The following is a 17,343-nucleotide window of genomic DNA, read 5'->3' as shown; positions in this document are numbered from 1 at the left end:
CACCTCGGACGCCGACCGGGACCCGGGCCGGGCGATCCGAGACCCGCCACAGATGGCAGGGGCGCGGCCGAAAGATGGCAGGCCAAAGCCCTGGCCACCGTCGACGCGCGGGTCTAGCATTCCCGTCACGGCGGCCCACCGCAGCACCACCGGGCCGCCGGCCAGCGCAATCACGCCGTGCCTTCGACGCGCCCGGCCTCCCGCCGGCCGGGCCCCGCGGCAGTGAACAGCTCCCGCCCTCCGGGCCGGCGGCGCGCCGCGGCCGGATCCGAGGCCGGGGCGGCGTGCGTGGCCCGACGCTCCGCTTGTGCCGGCCGCCCGTCGCGCGGCGCGCCCGGGGGATGGGCTATCGGTTCGTGCCGTGGCGGAGGCCGTCGAGGAGCAGGTCGAGGAGGCGGCCGGCCCGTTCGCGTTGGGCGGGGTCGCTGGTGATCAGCGCTATGCCGCTGAGGCTGAAGCCGACGTCGACGGGGTCGATGTCCGGGCGTAGGAGGCCGGCGTCGGCGCCGGCGTGCAGCAGGGTGGTGATCGCGGTGGCGAGCTTGTCGAGGGTTTCGGCGAAGGGGTCCGCGCCGGAGGCGACCGCGGCCCGCAGGGCGTCCGCCATGCCCTGCTTGGCGGCCAGGTAGTCGATGAAGTCGTCCATCCACAGGCGCATCGCCCGGTCCGGCGGGTTGTCGGCCAGCAGCTCTGCGGCGCGGTCGCAGACGCGGGCGAGCTCGTTGCGGTAGGCGGCCTCGACCAGCGCCTCGCGGGTGGGGAAGTGGCGGTAGAGCGTGGCCGAGCCGACGCCCGCGGCCTTGGCGATCGTGTCGATCGCAACGTCCGCGCCCTTCTCGGAGAAGGCGCGCACGGCCGCTTCGAGGATGCGTTCCCGGTTGCGGCGGGCATCGGCGCGCAGCGCGCTCGGCTGGGTGGTCAAGGCTGTCTCCCTTCGTCGGGATCAGTCTATCTGGACAAGCGGGGAGTTCCCCGGTTACGTTGGCAATTAACCGGGGAACTCCCCGTTTGCGGCGTTGTCCGCTCCGTTGCACTCCACACGCAAGGAAGACCCTCATGACCTCCCCGAAGACGGTTCTGATCACCGGCACGTCCTCCGGCATCGGCCTGGCCGCCGCCGTCGGCGCCGCCCAGGCCGGCTGGACGGCCATCGCGACCATGCGCGACACGGGCAAGGCCGATGCGCTGCTGAAGGCCGCCGCCGAGCACGACGTCGCCGACCGCATCCAGGTCAAGCGCCTGGACGTGGTCGACCCCGAGAGCATCGCCGCCTGCCTGGACGAGGTGATCGCCGAGCACGGCCGCCTCGACGCGCTGATCAACAACGCCGGCGCCGCCCAGGTCGGCACCGTCGAACTGATGAGCGTCGACGAGGTCCGCTCCGCCATGGAGGTCAACTTCTTCGGCGTGGTGGCCACCACCCGCGCCGCCCTGCCCCACCTGCGCGCCGCCCAGGGCCGGGTGATCACCGTCACCAGCATCGGCGGCGTGGTCGGCCAGCCCTTCAACGAGGCCTACTGCGCGGCCAAGTTCGCCGTCGAGGGCTTCATGCAGTCCCTCGCTCCCGTCGCCGCCACCGTCGGCGTCGACGTCACCGTCGTCGAACCCGGTGCGGTTTCCAGCGAGTTCGTCGCCAACATCGGCCTGGACGTCCCCGCCCTGCTCGCCGCCGCCGGACCCTACGTTCCGGCCCTCCAGGCGTACATCGCCCGCGTCCAGCAGTCCTACGGCAACGCCCAGACCCCGGCCGAGGCCGCCGCCCCGATCATCGAGGCCCTGACCGCCGACCGTCCGGCCTTCCGCGTCCAGACCTCGCAGTGGGCCCGCGACTTCGTCGCCACCACACTCGCCGACCTCGACGGCTCCGCGGTCCAGGACCTCACCCGCGCCTGGGTCCGCTGAACGACGAGGAGGCGATCGCCCGTGTCCACCGCTGACCTGTCGCGCGCCGAAACGGACGCGAAGCAGTTGTTCGACCGCTATGCGGCCACCTTCATCGAACTCGCCGCGGCCGGCGGGAGCGACCCGGCGCCGCTGCTGGAGTACTTCGCGGTGCCCCTGACCGTGACCACTGGCAGCGCGCACACGGTCCTCACCTCGGCCGAGCAGCTGACCGCCGGGCTCGCGCACGAGCTGGCCGCCCTGCGCGACCTCGACTACGGCGGCAGCCAGGCACTGGACCCGGCCGTCCGGGAGCTGAACGAACGGGCGGTCACCATCGAGGTGAGCTGGGCCCGCTACGACCGCTCGGGCGCCGAGTTCCAGCGCCCCCGGGTGTTCTACTTCCTCGCCCGCACGCCGGACGGCTGGCGAATCACCACCTCGGCGGTCCTGGCCGGCTGAGCCGGCGCACCGGCGGACAGCCGGACCCGGCCCCCTGAAGACCAGGGCCCGGACCGCCTGGCCGCCGTCAACGGTGCCGGCCGGGGTGACCTTGTCCGTCTCGTCTTCACTGGCCACACCCGGTAGCCGCCCCGCCGAGCAGGCGTCTCGGCGGGTCCTTCCGTGCACCCGAGACCACTGCGATCGTGAAAGTGGACGCCTGACACACTGTGCGCCATGACTGAGCACGAACATCATGCCTCGGCGCAGCTCTCCGAGGTACTGCACCGCAGGTTGGAGCGGATCGAGCGGCTCCTGGAGCCCGAGAAGCCGGAGCGTCCGGCGTGGCGCTCGGTCACACTCGGTGAGCAGCGCTGGGCGGCGTCGGCGGCCATCCTGGTTGCCGTGGGACTGCAGCTGGCCCTGCCGACCCGCCTGACCATCCACCCGCATTGGATGCTGCCCACCCTGGAGCTGGCGCTGCTGGTGGCCCTGGTGGTCCTCAACCCGCACAAGCGCATCGACCAGACGTCGCAGTTGCTGCGCTCGCTGAGCCTGGCCCTGGTAGCGGTGATCAGCCTGGCCAACGGCTGGTCGGCGGTGAAGCTGGTGGGCGACCTGATCCACACTTCTGCCTCACCGGGCGCGCTGGCGCTGCTCGGTACCGGCGGCGCGGTCTGGGCGACCAACATCATCGCCTTTTCGCTCTGGTACTGGGAGTGGGACCGAGGCGGCCCGGCGGCCCGCGCCCAGGGGGTGAAGTCGTACCCGGACTTCCTCTTCCCCCAGATGCAGCAGGAGGGCATCGCGGAGCCGGGCTGGGAGCCCTCCTACCCGGACTACTTGTACGTGGCGTTCACCAATGCCTGCGCCTTCAGCCCGACGGACACCATGCCGCTGTCGGTCTGGGCGAAGCTGCTGATGATGACGCAGTCGGCGGTGTCGCTGATCACGGTGGTGCTGGTGGTGGCGAGGGCGGTCGGCATCCTGCAGTAGCGGCCGCCGCCCCGCTCGCGCCCGAGGCCCCGGCCCTGGATCGCTGTCACATGCCAATCGGGTCGAACGGGCGCGGTCCGGGCGCGTTTTCAAGATCTGCATCAGACTCCTGGCCGGGTTCGTCCCGGCCGGGAGACGCCGAACGGTCGGGCACTCCGTGCAGGAGTGCCCGACCGTTGGTTTCCGCGTCCGGGCCACGACCGGCCGCCCCGGCGGGATCAGGTCAGCAGAACCCGCCAGCCGCCCCCGCCGTCACGACCGTCCAGGCGGAGCGTCAGCTCCTTCGCCTGGCCGGTCCCGTGGAAGGTGAGCCGTACGGTCTGCCGGTTCGCCGGGTCGTCGCCGAAGTCGGCGGTGACCTCCCCGGCGGCTCCCGGCCCGTAGGCGCGGACCCACTCCTCGGCCGCCGCCCGGCGCGCGTCGGCCGTGCCCTCCGCGGCGGCCAGCTTCACCAGCCGGTCCGCGGAGCCGTCGGCCAGCCGCCACACCACCTGCTGTGCCAGGCCCAGCGTCTCCGGCACGGGGTAGCCGGTGACCTTCAGGTGCGGATGGGTGGAGTAGTCGGCCGAGTGCTCCAGCCGGGCCTCCTCGGCGCCGCTCGAACAGCCGGACAGGAGGGCGGCCGAGAGCGCGGCGGCCAGTACGGCCGTCACCGGCCGCCCCGCCGCCATCAGTTGGTCCCGAGCGGACGGACGACGACGAACCACTCGATCGGCTCGCCCTTCTGCCGGTAGTAGGACAGCACCTCGTTCAGGGTGGTGACGCCCTTCCGGCCGTGCTGGCGCAGTTCCATCTGGGCGCCCCAGCTGACCACGACCGCGGCGTGGTTGATCCGCGGCTCGTCGCGCCACTTGAAGAACACCACGTCACCCGGGCGGGCCTCGGAGGTCCAGCGCAGCCAGGTCGAGTACCGGTAGTTCAGCAGGTGCCGGTGCAGGTTGGCCGCGCCGGCCCACGTGTAGCTGCGGTTCTTGTGCCAGCCGAACAACCAGTAGTCGTTGGTCCACCAGGCACCGTCCCAGGTCTTGAAGCCGTACCGGGTGCGCATACCGCCACCGTAGTACAGGGCCTTGGAGACGAAGTTGGTGCAGTCCTGGGGGAAGTCCCAGCCGATGTTGACGTTGCGGCGGGCCCAGTCGGCGGTGCCGTTGTAGTTGTACCCGGTCTGGACGGCGCCGGCGGCCGGCTGCGCCGGCTGGAGCGGGAAGCCGTTGGCGTCCAGGGGCACCGCCTTCTGGGCGTCCGCCGGGTCGGGCTGCGCGGCGTCGGCCACCTCGACCTGGGCCTGCGCGGCCGCGGAGGAGGACAGCTGCTGCTGGGCCGCGAGGTCGTCGGCCTCGGAGACGAGGACCGCGGCGGTGCCGACGGGGAACTCGAACCGCTTCGCGCCCACGCTCTCGCTCGGCGAGTCCACGCCGCCCGACCGGATCATCACCGAGTCCTTGACGGTGGCCCGTACGACGACCTTGCCGGCCGTCTGCTGGTCGACCACCACGTCGGTCAGGGTGACCGCCGCAGCCGTGTACAGCTGGTTCTGGGTCGCCAGCGCCTCGCGGTTGGCGACCAGCGAGGCCTCCTGGGTGGCCAGCAGGTCGACGAAGACGGTGCCGTGCGCGGCCTCGGCGGCGGCGTCCGGCGCGGTGAACCCGGCCTTCATCTTGATCTTGTTGCGGGCGTCCAGGTACTCCTGCACGTAGCCGCGGTACTGGTTCGGGCCGCCGGCCGTCGGGGTGCCCTGGACCACCGTCGAGGCGACCGGGGCGGCGGCGCCGTAGCTGTTCCTGGCGGTGACCACCGCGCGGTAGGAGCGGGCGTTGTCCAGGCCGGTGAACGTGGCCCGCAGGTCGCCGGTGGTGACCTCCTGGACCGGGACGCCGGCCGAGGTCTCGACCCGGACGGTGTAGCCGACGTCACCGACCGAACCGCGGTCGGCCGGGGCGTTCCAGGTGACGACCAGAGCGGCGTCGCCACCGACGGCGGTGACCTGTTCGGCCGCGCCCGGTGCGGTCGGCGCCAGGTAGTCGAGGGTCAGCTTGGGCCGCCGCGCCGGGTCGGCGGCGGTGGCCGAGAAGTAGCGGGCCGCGCCGCTCCAGCCTGCCGGCGGACGCAGCGCCAGGCCGTAGGCCTCGCCCTTCTCGATCCACGAGCCGACCAGCGCGGACAGGTCGGTCTCCGACGGCTTGGCGGCGGAGGCGTAGCTCTCGGCGCCGGCGGCCGTGGTCAGCGCCGCACCGCCCTGGCCGGGAGCCCAGGCGCTGCCGAGCTGGAAGACGTCCACGGCGGTCTCGTCGCAGCCGGCGCTACCGGCCGCGCAGTCCGAGCGGGTCAGGGCGAGCTTGCCGCCGATCACCCGGGAGCCGGCCGGGACGGCCGACAGGTCGGGCTTGAGCCAGCTGGTCCAGCTGCTGCCGTCGGGCGTGGTGCCGATCCGCAGCTCGGCCGGGTCGGCGGCCGGGCACGTGCCGGTGTCGCAGCCGCCGCCGGCGGTGGCCGCCGAGGCGTCCGCGAGGGCGGGGCCGGTGAGGACCACGGTGGTCGGCGCGGGCGGGACCGGCGGGGCCTGGACGCGGACGGCCAGCGGCTGGTCGGGGGTCCACGCGGAGCAGCCGACGGCGGCGCAGGCGCGCGCGGTCCAGGTGTAGTCGCCGCCGTCGGTCACCGCGCCGTCCGGCAGCTGGACGGAGGCCCGGGTGCCGCTCTCCGCCCACACCGGGGCGATCGAGGTCGGCAGCGGCTGGCCGTTGCGGCCCTTGAGCACGAACTCGGTCCGGATCCGGCCCTGGTTGGGGTTGGTGACCAGGGTGGAGAGCACCGGAGTGAGGGTCTGCTGGGCGCCGGTCTGCAGCTGGCTCGGCACGTCCGGCAGCGGGCTGACACTGAAGGTGGCCCAGGCGGACCAGCCCAGGTTGTAGTGCAGGCCGTCGTAGGGCGAGGTACGGAACCGGTAGGTGTGGCCGTACTGGAGCAGGCCCGCCGGCACGGTGACCTCGGCGGGGGTGCCGCTGGCCACGTAGCCGGAGACGTTGACGTTGCCGACCTGGGCGCCGGAGATGGCGTCGACCAGCTGGAAGGTGCCGGTCACCTTGTCGCCGTCGGGGTCGACGAAGGTGTCCCGGAGCACCGGGGTGGTGGTGTCGACCCGCCAGGTGCCGGTGCCGTCCTGGAGGAACGGCGGACCGGCCTCCTGCTTGGTGCCTGTGCGCGGACGGTAGTTGTAGTTGACCGTCAGCTTGGGCACGTTGGTGGCGGCGTTGGCGGAGTTCACCTCCTTCCAGTATTTGGTGCTGACCTCGTCGGGCGCCCGCAGGCCCATTCCGGAGACCTGGTTCTTCGCCGAGGCCCAGGTCTGGACGAGGTCGGTGACGTTGGCGGTGATCCAGCCGTCGCCGCCGCAGGTGTCGCGGCCCTTGGTCTCGGTGGAACTGGCCTTCTTGGCGTTCCAGGCCGGCTGGTTGGTCCAGCGCGAGGCGGTGGAGGCGAGCCCGGTGTCCCACACCTCCCAGGTGTAGGGCAGACAGTCGGTGTTGCCGGAGTGGATGTTGTACAGCGACAGCGTGGCGTTCTGGACCAGCGCGTCCGCGATCGAGGAGGTGTTCCAGTTGATCAGCGAACGGGCCTCGCGCGAGCTGCCGTCGGCGTTCTTGGTGCCGGGGTTGCCCCAGTACAGCTCGACGTCGGCCGACCAGTCGACCGTCTCGCCCTTCTGGACCCGGGTGTCGAGGGCGTTGCCGAGCCCGGTGGTGGACGGGTCGACGGTCACCGGGTAGGTGGTGGCCGGGTCGGCCAGGAAGGCGGCGTCGGGGGTGAAGACCAGGTCGACGTCGTCACCGTGCTGGACGACCTTGAGGTCCACCTTCGCCTGCCGGGGGTGCTCGCTCGACCCGGTCACGGTGGTGGCGTCCCACATCACCGGCGCGGGCAGCACGGCGCGCTTCCGCCCGTTCTTCCGGTCGGTGAACAGCACGCCGCCGTCCGGCTGGGCCACGGCCTTCAGGCCCTTGGCCCGGAACGGCATGGTGTACGAGTAACTCCCGTTCGCCGGGCGCTTCTTGAGCGTGACGAACTGCTCGAAGCCGTTGCGGTTGGCCTCGACGACGAGGTCACCGTCGCCGTCGCCGACGGCGTCCCGGTAGACGGCGCGCGGGCCGTCCAGCTCGGGTGCGGGCAGGCCGCCCTTCCACTCCAGCGCCAGCTCGTCGTCGCCGGAGCCGAGCGACACCAGGGTGCGGGCGGGCTCCGCGGCGGCGGGCGCGGTGATGGCCTGTGACTCGGCGAGGGTGCGGGGCCGCTTGCCGCCGGGGCCGGCCAGCTTCATCGCGTGCGGGTGCGCGGCGGGGGCCACCGAGCCGTCGGGCGCCCGCTTGAGAGTCAGGTCGACGTCGGTCCATGTGCCGTCGCGCAGGAAGCGCACCGGTCCGGCGGCAAGCTCGGTGGTGAGCGTGCCGTCCGGGTTGACCCAGGTGGTGGACACCTCGCTGCGCTCGGACACCGCCTCGACGCGCTGGCCGGTGGTGCGCGCGGCGACCCGGGCGGCGGCGATGCTGCCGGTCGGGTCGATGGCGGCCGCCGTCGGCGGCTTGCCGGGGGAGGGCTTGGGCTGCGGCTTGGCCGCGAACGCGATCGGCGCTCCGCCGGCCAGCGACAGCGACAGCGCCACCGCGAGGGACAGCGGACCGGCGAGGGTCCGTCTTGGAACATGCATGGGGGCTCCTTGACTCGCTCTTGGTCGAAGCGATCCGGAGCATAGGCAAGATCACCAAGGGCGGTGATCGCGATAATTCGGGGCAAATCAGTCCAGATTCTGAATATTTCCTTAAGAAGTTGATGAGATTGTGACGCGTTTTGTACGCACGAATGCGAAATCCGGGCCCACCACAGGACGCGGCGGTGAGTTCCCGAATGGCCGTCATGCAGGCAGCGCCATAAGGCTGAGCCGCACCCGACACGGCACCGATCGCCCCGGCGTCCGGCGGATGAGGTGGATAACTGGGCTTCGCCACACCCGCAGATGAGTCGTCCGCCCTCGTGCTGCGGCCTGGAAACGTGCCCGGCGTGCCCGAGGCGCTGGGAGGTCGCGACAGCCGCCGTACGCGGATGGGGGGTTGCTCGGACGATGCCGTCACCAGACGGCCGAGCGGGTTGGCTCACCGACCCGCTCGGAGGATTGATGCACGTATCCCGTGCCTTGCGTTCGATCGTCGCCGTCGCCTCGATGGGAGCCGCGCTGGTGGCCGCCCCGGCGTGGTCCGCCACGCCTGCCGCCGGCGCCGTACTCGAGCCGGCCGGCCACTCGCAGGCTTCTCGGTCTCCTGACTCCGGACCCGCGCTGCACCATGACACCTCGCCACCGTTGCGTGAACTGGGGCAGAGATCAGGGGAGCGCCGGTCCACCCCCGGCGTCATGTCCCCCGGAAAGTCGCACCCGTCCCTCATCGGGGACTCCCATCCGGATCAGGTGGTGCAGGACCACGACGGCAACCGGGACCCGATCCAGGTGGGCGTCAGTTTCGACGGCATCCGGGAAGCCGGGGGCGTCCCCCCTGACCCCAACGCCTCGGTGGGCTCCAGTCAGATCGTGGAGATCACCAACTACGACCTCGCGGTGTACTCCAAGACCGGTGCCACGCTGCTGGGGCCGCTGAGGACCCAAGCCCTGTTCAGCGGGTTCGGCGGACCGTGCGAGACGTCTCAGAACGTCGACATCGGGGATCCCGTGGTCCGCTGGGACTCCCTGGCCCGCCGCTGGATCATCAACCAGTTCGCCCTCGACGAGACGGGCAACACGAATCGACTGTGCGTGGGCGTGTCCACCACCGAAGACGCCACCGGCGAGTACTACCGGTACGACTTCGGGTATCAGCACTTCATCGACCACCCGAAGGTCTCGGTGTGGCCGGATGCCTACTACGCGGCTTTCACCGGCGGGGCGTACTTCGAGGCGTGCGCCTGGGACCGGAACAGGATGCTGCGCGGAGCCGACGCCGACCAGCAGTGCTACACCATCCCGTCACCGACCATCCCGCTCGGCTCGGACCTCGACGGCACGACCCCGCCCCCACAGGGCGAGCCCAACCTGCTGATGGCCCTCAACCCCGCCGACAACAGCCTGCAGTACTGGCGCTTCCACGTCGACTGGGCGGACCAGACCCGCACCACCGTCACGGGCCCGGGGGAGCTGCCGGTGGCCCCCTACACCCCGGCCTGCCAGAACACCGATCCCACCCAGTGCGTCCCCCAGGCCGGAACCACCCAGAAACTGGACTCGCTCTCCTACTCCGCCATGTACCGGCTCGCCTACCGCAACTTCGGCGACCACCAGTCCCTGGTCGTCAACCACGCGGTCGACGCGCCCGGCGGCGTGGGGGTGCGCTGGTACGAACTGCGGCTGAAGCACGGCCGACCGGTCGTTCACCAGCAGAGCACCTACGCTCCGGGGCCCACGTACCGGTGGATGGGCTCCGCGGCCCAGGACAAGGACGGCGACATCGCCCTGGGATACTCGGCGTCGTCCGCCCAGGACCATCCCTCGATCCGCGTCACCGGACGCCTGGCGCACGACCCGCCGAACCTGATGACGTTCCGAGAGACCACCGTGTGGACCGGCGCGGGCTCCCAGACCGGGAGCAACCGCTGGGGTGACTACACCTCCATGGCGATCGACCCGGTGGACGAGTGCACGTTCTGGTACACCAACCAGTACCAACCGGCCGACGGCACCGGAAACTGGAACACCCGTATCGCCTCCTTCCAGCTCTCCGACTGCTGCGACCATCACCGCCACGGGTGACACCCCGGCGGCGGCCGGCTCCTGGTCCTCGGCGATGTCGATCGCGGCCGGCCGGGTCGGCCCGTCACACCTCGCGCAACAGAATGCCCGGCCCGCCGCATCTCCCTTGCGGCGGGCCGGGCGACGGTCCGCCGGCTCCGAAGAGATGCGAGGGGGACCGAACGAGTAACGAACGTCTCTCCTTCGGCCAACGATTCTCCAGTCACGCGGAGGCCTCCGCGACCAGGTGGAGCCATCGCCAATAAAGCGCATGCAAATCACCTGTATTGGAGAAGCCCGGACGGCTGACCAGGTGACGGTCGCGCAGCTCACTCCCGATCCACCTGGCGCGCCGCCTACGATCCCCGCGGGGCTGCCCGCCCGTCGTGCTGGTTCTCACCGGAACGGTTCGGTGAGCGAGTTCGGGTCCGTGACGTCCTGGGCGACCGAGGTCGAGTTTGCGCTCCCGGGCGGGAAGCGCAACGTGCGCCTGGACGCGGTGCTGTGAATCCCGGGGTGACGGAAATTCGTCAGCAAACCTCTCAATAGAGAATTTCGAAGCGCGCTGTCCGGACTGACATGTCCGCACTAGCGTGGCTGTCGGATTCACCTGGGGGCTCCTTTCCCGATGGTGCGTGAATCCCTTTCTGCCGCTGTGCAGTCCTGTGCCATAAGGATCCGAGGGAGAGAAACTTGAGGAAGATCGCGAAGATCGTCGCCCCGGTGGTGGGCTCGATCGCCCTGATCGGAGCGGTCCAGGGGTCGGCCCAGGCCGCCACCACGACCACCGGCCAGCCTGCGCCGAGCTGTGTCAGCTACGTCGACCACTACGACGGGATGTTCGGTGGCTTCACGAAGGTCACGGTGACCAACGGTTGTGCCGCCACCGTCCGGGTCCAGGTCACGTACCTGACGTACAGCCCCCCGAGCGAGTGCCTGACCATCGCCCCGAACTCCAGCGTTGACACGACCTACTACAACATCGTCATGGGCGACCCGAACGTGCGCGCGCTGGTGACCTGCTGAGAATCGTCCTCGCCCCGCCGGCCGGTGTGGGCTGACCGCCGAGGGCCGTCTCCCGGTTGAGCGATCGCCGGGGGCGGCCGTCGTGCGTCCGGCCCCGGTCGGCGGAAAACCGTTCGCCCCGGCGTTCGGGCGGCGGGCATGATCGGCCGGTGGATCTGCCTGCCCTGCTGGCCGCCATCGAACGCGGCGACGACACCACGGTCTTCGAGTTCCTGGAGGACGTGGCGAACGACGAACTCACCGGCGACGACGGCAGCACCCTGCTGGCCGCCGCCGCGTACGCCGGGCGCCACGAAGTCGTCGACCGCTTGGTCGGGTGGGACGTCGACCCGACCCGCCCCTGGGCCGGCGGCGTCGACCCGGTCACCTGGGCCGCTGAGAACGGCGCCTACTGGGTCCTGAACGCGCTGCTGTCCCCCGACCGCGACCCGCTGCGCGCCGACAGTTGGCACCGCCGCGCGCTGCGGGTGGCGTGGGCGGCCCTGGAGTCCGGAGCCGGTGCCGGGTCCGTGCCGCCCCCGGCCCACCTTGCGGTCATCACCGACCTGGAGGCGAAACTCGGGGTCCACCGCACGCCGGACGAGCTGATGGCCCGCGCCCTGGTCCATGCCGACCCCGAGCACGACGACTGGTTCGCGGCACTGCTCCGGATCGCCGAGCCGGAGAGCCAGGAGAGGTTCGACTGGGCCCGCGCGGTGGCCGAGGGCGCCGGGGAGGCCGGCTCGCTCGACCGCCGGCGCTTCGCGCTCGACGCGATCAACTTCCTCGGCTTCGGCTTCAACCCCGACAACGGCAACGACGAGCCGCCGTTCAACCGGGAGGCCGCCGAGTTCCTCCGGCCCCGGCTGGACACCGAGCAGGACCCGTACGCCCTGCGCACCGTCGTCGTGGCCTTCATCGGCTACTGCTCCCGCGAGGAGCTCCCGGCCGTCCTGGCCCATGCCGACCACCCCGACCCGGGTGTCCGCCACTGTGCCGCCCTGGCGTTCCCCGCCCTCCTGACCGACCGCCCCGACGCCCTCGCCGTCCTCCTGCGCCTGGCTGACGACCCCGCCCCCGTCGTCCGGACCAGCGCGCTCCAGGCCCTCACCCGCTCCGAAGTCGACACCCCTGCCCTGCGCGGCGTGCTGGCGGCCCACCTCACCGACCCCCACTTCGACGCCCGCCTCGAAGCCGCCGCCGCCCTGGCCCTGTGCGGCGACGAACGCGGCACGCCGGTCCTCGACGAGATCCGCCGCGGCATCAAGAACCGCAGCAGCCGCGGCGCGGGCCGCCTCGACGACCTCCACTACCAGCTCCGCGCCCGCACCCCTGGGCATGTGATCCCACGGCCCGGGCCGGCGATGTAGGCGGGGAGGTCGGAATCGCCGAGCAGGCCTCGCCCGTCCGTCCCAGGATGCGCCGCCGTCAGCGGAGCGCCCAGCAGGCCCCTGCAAGGGCCATCCCCGGTCATGCGGAGACATGTGACGCGGATCACCGGGAACCGGCCGGGGCGGGCGGACAGGGAGAGGTGTGGAACTGTCACTGCGGGCGCGCCTTCGCGCCGGCGACCAACACGCGTACGGGGAGATCTTCGATGAGCACGCACAAGCGGTCTACGGATACGCGGTACGGCGACTGGGGGACTGGGCGGCGGCAGAGGACGTCGTCTCGCTGACCTATCTGGAGGCCTGGCGGCTGCGCGGCAAGCTGCACGAGGACGGCGAGAGCGTCCGGCCCTGGCTGTTCGGCATCGCCACCAACGTGCTGCGCAACACCGCCCGGACGGCACGTCGGCACCGCGCCGCGATGGAGCGGCTGCCGGAACGCGACACGGTACCGGACTTCGCCGACGAGCTGGTCGGGCGGCTGGAGGACAGCAGCCGACTGGCCGCCGCGCGACGGGCGCTGGCACAGCTGCGCCGCGGCGACCGGGAGGTCTTCAGCCTGTGCGTCTGGGCCGGGCTTGACTATGCCGCGGCCGCCGAGGCGCTGGGCGTGCCGGTCGGCACGGTGCGTTCCCGGCTGTCCCGCGCCCGCGCCCGGCTGCGCATCCTGGTGGACGCGGAACTCGCGGCGGAAAAACGTACGGAACCCTTCAGCGGCGGCGGACAGGTACGCAATGACCGCGTCGGAGCGGTCCGGTCGACAGAGGGGAACAGCCGATGAACCGAATGCCAGACCATGGGGAGCCGGTGCTCCCCCCCGACCGCCACCAGCTGTTGAGGGGACATCTGATGAGCGAGATCAGCCGGGAGAACACCACCGCAACCGTCCGTCCGAAACGGCGTCGGCTCGGCTGGGTGGCCGTGCCGGCCCTGGCCGGTGGCCTGGCGCTGGCGGTCGTGTTGAGCAGCGGGGGCGGCACCCCTCCGGTGAAGCCCGCGCAGGCGCCGATCGCGGCGCCGGCGCCGTCCGGCGGGAAGGCTCAGGTGGCGCCGGCCAGCGCGGTGGAGCTGCTGGACCACGTCGCCCAGGTCGCGGCGAGCCGGCCGGCCGGCGACGTGAAGCCCGGTCAGTTCGTCTACATCGAGTCCATGGTGACCAACAACGTGCTCACCGCCTCCGGCAAGCCCGAGATCGACAGCACGCCGCACAAGCGGGAGATCTGGCTCTCGGTGGACGGCAAGCAGAACGGCCGGCTCGTCGAGGCGGCCAGTCCGAGCCTGCCGGGCCGCGACACCGAGTTGGCGGCGCCCCGCCAGGCCGGCCTGGAGAGCCCGACGTACGAGTACCTGGCCACCCTCCCGACCGACCCGGACGCGCTGCTCCAGAAGCTCTACGACGAGACCGTCGGCAAGCGCCCGAAGGAGGAGCGGGCGTTCAAGGCCATCAACGAGCTGCTGAAGGAGCAGATCGCGCCGCCGGCCGTCACCGCCGCTCTCTACCAGGCCGCGTCGAAGATCCCGGGCGTCACCCTGGAGAACGACGTGGTGGACATCACCGGGCGGCACGGCATCGCGGTGGCGCGGGTCGCCGACGGCGCCCGGATGGAATGGATCTTCGACAGGGACAGCTACGCGTTCCTCGGCCAGCGCGCCGAAGTCGTTGACCAGGGCAGCGACTTCGGCGCTCCCGGCACGGTCTTCGGCCGGGCCGCCGTGGTGAAGCGCGCGATCGTCGACAAGGCGGGCGACCAGCCGACCGCGCAGCAGACCCAGGTGCAGGCGCCTCAGGCCTGAGTCGCCGCCGGCTGGGGGGCGCCGGCCGCCGCCCGGGCCCGGGCGGCGGCGCGCGGGCGAGTGGGGTGAGGGTCCCGGCCGGGAGGTGCACCGATTTTTCACAGGTCGGGCTGATATCGGGGCCGGGGTGGGCCGATCGGTGCGCCGTAGGTATAAAAATGACCAAACCGGGGCGCTTTCCAAGGGATCTCTCATGGACGCATCCGAAGGTGCCGACCATGGCTATCAATGTCCTCACCGCCCCCAGGGAGAGTCCGTCCCTCCCGCCGCGTGGCCGCCGAGCCCCGTGGACGTCACCCGACGGCCAGCCGGGCTACGCACGGCCCGTGCTGCTCGGGATCGCGGCCGTCGCCGCCGTGCTGTACGCGTGGAACATCAACCACAGCCAGTACCACAGCTTCTACGCCGACGCCGTGCGCAGCATGACGGAGAGCTGGAAGGCGTTCGTGTTCGGGTCGTTCGATCCGGCGGGCACGATCACGCTGGACAAGCTGCCCGGGTTCCTGTGGCCGCAGGCGCTGTCGGCGCGCGTCTTCGGGTTCCATCCGTGGGCGCTGACCCTGCCACAGGTGGTCGAGGGCGTGCTGTCCGTCCTGGTGCTGTACCGGGTGGTGCGGCGGTGGGCGGGGGCCAACGCGGGGCTGCTCGCGGCCGCGGCCTTCACGCTGACGCCGGTGGCCGCGGGGCTGTTCCGCACCGCGGTCGAGGACGCCGCCTTCACGCTGCTGCTCCTGCTCGCGGCGGACGCGGCGCAGCGGGCCGCCCACACGGCGCGGCTGCGTCCGCTGCTGCTGGCCGGGGTGTGGGTGGGGCTGGCGTTCCAGACCAAGATGCTGGAGGCGTGGGCGGTGCTGCCCGCGCTCGCGGCGGTGTACCTGCTCGCGGCGCCGACCAGTCTTCGGCGGCGGGTCGGGCACGTCGCGCTGGCCGGGCTGGTGACGGTGGTGGTGTCGGCCTCGTGGATGCTGGCGGTCACGGTGACCCCGGCGCAGGACCGTCCGTACGTGGACGGCACGACGGACAACTCGGCGTTCAGCATGGTGGTCGGCTACAACTTCCTGAACCGGTTCTCCTCGCTGGGGATGAGCGCGGCGCAGACGGGCAGCGTGCAGGCGGTCCGGGGCGGCGGCGGGGGCGGGGGCCACGCCGGCGGAGCCGGTGCGGATGGCGGTGCGGGTGCCGGTAAGGGCTCGCACGGCGGTCAGGGCACGCAGGGCACGCAGGGCTCTCGGGGTTCGCAGGGCTCTCGGGGTTCGCAGGCGCAGGCCTCGTCCCAGGGCCAGGGCCCCGGCGGCTGGGGTGGTCAGGGCGGCGGCGCGAACGACGGCGGCTGGACGAAGATGTTCGGCTCGCAGTTCGCTCCGCAGACCGGCTGGCTCTACCCGCTCGCCGCCGTCGCGCTGGTGTGCGGGCTGGCCTGGCGGCGGCGCGAGCCGCGCACCGACGTGCTGCGGGCCGGCTACGTCCTGTGGGGCGCCTGGCTGGGCGTGTTCTTCCTGGTCTTCAGCGCGGGCAGCGTCGGTGGCCACAGCTACTACATGGGTGTGATCGCCGTTCCCCTGGCGGTCCTGGGCGGCGCGGGGACGGTCCTGCTGTGGCGGGGCTTCCGCGAGGGCGGCGCCCGGGCGTGGGCGCTTCCCGCCGCGATCGCCGGGACGGTCGCCTGGTCGGCCTACCTGGCCCGGGAGTTCCCGACCTTCCTGCCGTGGCTGGCGCCGACCGTGATCGGTCTGGGCGTCGTGGCGCTGGCGCTGCTCGCGGCGGTCGCGCTCAAGCGCGTCACCGGGCGGGGGTTCGCGCTGGCGGGGCTGCTGGCGGGCGTCGCGGCGATGCTGGTCGCGCCGGGCGCCTGGGCGTCGTCGGTGCTGAGCTCGGCGTACGGCAACTCGGGCATGGGCACCGTCGGCCCCTCCGGTGGCGGGCACGGCGGGGGAGGGCGGCACGCGTCGCCGAAGGGGTCCACTGCCGCCACGGCCGCGCTGCGCGCGCAGTACGGCGGGGGAGGCGGCGGGTTCGGCGGCTCCTCGGAGCACCTGACGGCGCCCGAGCAGGCCCTGTTCGACTACCTGCAGGCCCACCGGGGCGGCACCCGCTACCTGTTCGCCGCCTCCAGCTGGAGCGCCGCATCGCCGTTCATCCTGGCGACGGGCGAGGAGGTCCTGCCGATGGGCGGCTTCAGCGGCTCGGCGCCCTCACCGACCCTGGCGGAGTTCCAACAGCTCGTCGGGAAGGGCGAGTTGCGCTACGTCCTGCTCGGCACCGACCGGCGTGGCGGCGGCGGTGGCGGCGAGCCGGAGGGAGTGACGACGACGGCGCAAATCCAGTCCTGGGTGCGGAGCGCCTGCACCCAGGTGCCGACCACCGACGTGCTCGGCACGGCGCCGGCCGGCGCCGGCCGGGCCGATGACGGCGGCATCACCGGCCAGCAGCTCCACCTCTGCACGCACGCGGGCTGAGAACCACCCCGGGAGGCCGACTTCACCGGCCTCCCGGGGCCCGGGCGGCCGAAGCCCCGGGGCACGGCGAGGGCCGGCGGTGTCGGCGCCGCCGGACAAGGTGTGCCACCGATCCGACGGCGAGTGCGCGCGAGGGGGCACGGGGTGAGGTACGGCGCGCAGGCCGCGGACTCGGCGGACCGACCCGGCGGGACCGACGTTCGGGAGCGCCGACCGTAGGTGGGTCGCTCCCGTACCCGGCCCTGCCGCCGACACCGGCGAGTCCTCGGCCGCCGACGAGGTACGCGGACCCCGACGCCGGATCCGGATGCCGTAGGGCAGGGCCCGAGTCGCAGCTCCCCGCCCGGGCCGGGCGCAACGTGCCCGGGATGATGCGGGCCTTCGCCGAACGGGGGATTGGCCGGCCGGGGGAGGCCCTCCCTGCCGGCCGACGTGTGGGCGGGGTCTCTCCGCACTCACGCATCCTTCCCAAGGAGCACTCGTCAAGCGCACAAGCAGAGCGGACGGGGCCGGCGCCGGACAGGGGTGCCGTACCGGATCCGGTTCCTGGGCCCGGGCGTCGGAGCGATCTGTCGGTTATCTGGCGATACCGCGCTGAGCTGCGAATTTCCTCTGG

At 72.3% G+C, this 17,343-nt stretch carries 12 protein-coding genes; 9 read left to right on the top strand and 3 right to left on the bottom strand.

Annotated features, from left to right (window positions below; genetic code table 11):
• Nucleotides 1-346: 346 nt before the first annotated feature.
• On the bottom strand, nt 347-922 hold the full coding sequence (locus tag ACFVWU_RS29790) for a TetR/AcrR family transcriptional regulator (protein WP_387626697.1): 576 nt from the start codon (nt 920-922) through the stop codon (nt 347-349).
• A 134-nt stretch (nt 923-1,056) separates the two neighbouring features.
• Here ACFVWU_RS29790 and ACFVWU_RS29785 point away from each other — a divergent pair, with 134 nt between their 5' ends.
• The 3 genes from ACFVWU_RS29785 to ACFVWU_RS29775 all read left to right on the top strand — a co-directional run bounded on the left by ACFVWU_RS29785 (nt 1,057) and on the right by ACFVWU_RS29775 (nt 3,318).
• Nucleotides 1,057-1,902, top strand: a complete 846-nt coding sequence (locus ACFVWU_RS29785) for an SDR family NAD(P)-dependent oxidoreductase (RefSeq protein ID WP_387626695.1) — start codon at nt 1,057-1,059, stop codon at nt 1,900-1,902.
• Between the two features lie 21 nt (nt 1,903-1,923).
• Nucleotides 1,924-2,343, top strand: a complete 420-nt coding sequence (locus tag ACFVWU_RS29780) for a hypothetical protein (RefSeq protein ID WP_387626693.1) — start codon at nt 1,924-1,926, stop codon at nt 2,341-2,343.
• Nucleotides 2,344-2,559: 216 nt separating this feature from the next.
• A complete protein-coding gene (locus ACFVWU_RS29775; RefSeq protein WP_387626691.1) occupies nt 2,560-3,318 on the top strand; it encodes a hypothetical protein in 759 nt (252 codons plus the stop codon).
• Nucleotides 3,319-3,536: 218 nt separating this feature from the next.
• Here the strand turns inward: ACFVWU_RS29775 and ACFVWU_RS29770 are convergent, their stop codons facing one another.
• Nucleotides 3,537-3,989: a hypothetical protein gene (locus ACFVWU_RS29770; protein WP_387626689.1), complete on the bottom strand. Its 453-nt coding sequence runs from the start codon at nt 3,987-3,989 to the stop codon at nt 3,537-3,539.
• Entirely contained in the window at nt 3,989-8,020 is a 4,032-nt protein-coding gene (locus tag ACFVWU_RS29765; RefSeq protein ID WP_387626687.1) for a DNRLRE domain-containing protein, read from the bottom strand. Before ACFVWU_RS29765 ends, ACFVWU_RS29770 begins: the two co-directional genes overlap by 1 nt.
• A gap of 699 nt (nt 8,021-8,719) precedes the next feature.
• Here ACFVWU_RS29765 and ACFVWU_RS29760 point away from each other — a divergent pair.
• The 6 genes from ACFVWU_RS29760 to ACFVWU_RS29735 all read left to right on the top strand — a co-directional run bounded on the left by ACFVWU_RS29760 (nt 8,720) and on the right by ACFVWU_RS29735 (nt 16,727).
• Nucleotides 8,720-10,105 (top strand): hypothetical protein, encoded by a 1,386-nt coding sequence (locus tag ACFVWU_RS29760; protein WP_387626685.1) that lies wholly within the window; start codon nt 8,720-8,722, stop codon nt 10,103-10,105.
• 672 nt (nt 10,106-10,777) lie between these two features.
• Nucleotides 10,778-11,110: a hypothetical protein gene (locus tag ACFVWU_RS29755; RefSeq protein WP_387626683.1), complete on the top strand. Its 333-nt coding sequence runs from the start codon at nt 10,778-10,780 to the stop codon at nt 11,108-11,110.
• Nucleotides 11,111-11,259: 149 nt separating this feature from the next.
• A complete protein-coding gene (locus tag ACFVWU_RS29750) occupies nt 11,260-12,459 on the top strand; it encodes a HEAT repeat domain-containing protein (protein WP_387626681.1) in 1,200 nt (399 codons plus the stop codon).
• 163 nt (nt 12,460-12,622) lie between these two features.
• Entirely contained in the window at nt 12,623-13,258 is a 636-nt protein-coding gene (locus ACFVWU_RS29745) for an RNA polymerase sigma factor (protein ID WP_387626679.1), read from the top strand.
• On the top strand, nt 13,255-14,271 hold the full coding sequence (locus ACFVWU_RS29740; RefSeq protein WP_387626677.1) for a CU044_5270 family protein: 1,017 nt from the start codon (nt 13,255-13,257) through the stop codon (nt 14,269-14,271). The genes ACFVWU_RS29745 and ACFVWU_RS29740 overlap by 4 nt, the downstream gene beginning before the upstream one ends.
• A gap of 218 nt (nt 14,272-14,489) precedes the next feature.
• The gene (locus ACFVWU_RS29735; protein ID WP_387626675.1) at nt 14,490-16,727 is read left to right on the top strand and encodes an ArnT family glycosyltransferase; all 2,238 of its coding nucleotides are present in this window, start codon (nt 14,490-14,492) and stop codon (nt 16,725-16,727) included.
• Nucleotides 16,728-17,343 lie beyond the last annotated feature (616 nt).

It is taken from the genome of Kitasatospora sp. NPDC058190 (genome assembly GCF_042883685.1).
GTDB lineage: Bacteria > Actinomycetota > Actinomycetes > Streptomycetales > Streptomycetaceae > Kitasatospora.
Note: the sequence above shows the minus strand (reverse complement) of the source record. Positions and strands in the feature narration are given on the sequence as shown.

What these genes read in the sequence shown, in the direction of transcription:
- ACFVWU_RS29785 (WP_387626695.1), top strand. Translation starts at nt 1,057, where the DNA reads ATGACCTCCCCGAAGACGGTTCTGATCACCGGCACGTCCTCCGGCATC.
- ACFVWU_RS29775 (WP_387626691.1), top strand. Translation starts at nt 2,560, where the DNA reads ATGACTGAGCACGAACATCATGCCTCGGCGCAGCTCTCCGAGGTACTG.
- ACFVWU_RS29770 (WP_387626689.1), bottom strand. Translation starts at nt 3,989, where the DNA reads ATGGCGGCGGGGCGGCCGGTGACGGCCGTACTGGCCGCCGCGCTCTCG.
- ACFVWU_RS29765 (WP_387626687.1), bottom strand. Translation starts at nt 8,020, where the DNA reads ATGCATGTTCCAAGACGGACCCTCGCCGGTCCGCTGTCCCTCGCGGTG.
- ACFVWU_RS29760 (WP_387626685.1), top strand. Translation starts at nt 8,720, where the DNA reads ATGTCCCCCGGAAAGTCGCACCCGTCCCTCATCGGGGACTCCCATCCG.
- ACFVWU_RS29740 (WP_387626677.1), top strand. Translation starts at nt 13,255, where the DNA reads ATGAACCGAATGCCAGACCATGGGGAGCCGGTGCTCCCCCCCGACCGC.
- ACFVWU_RS29735 (WP_387626675.1), top strand. Translation starts at nt 14,490, where the DNA reads ATGGCTATCAATGTCCTCACCGCCCCCAGGGAGAGTCCGTCCCTCCCG.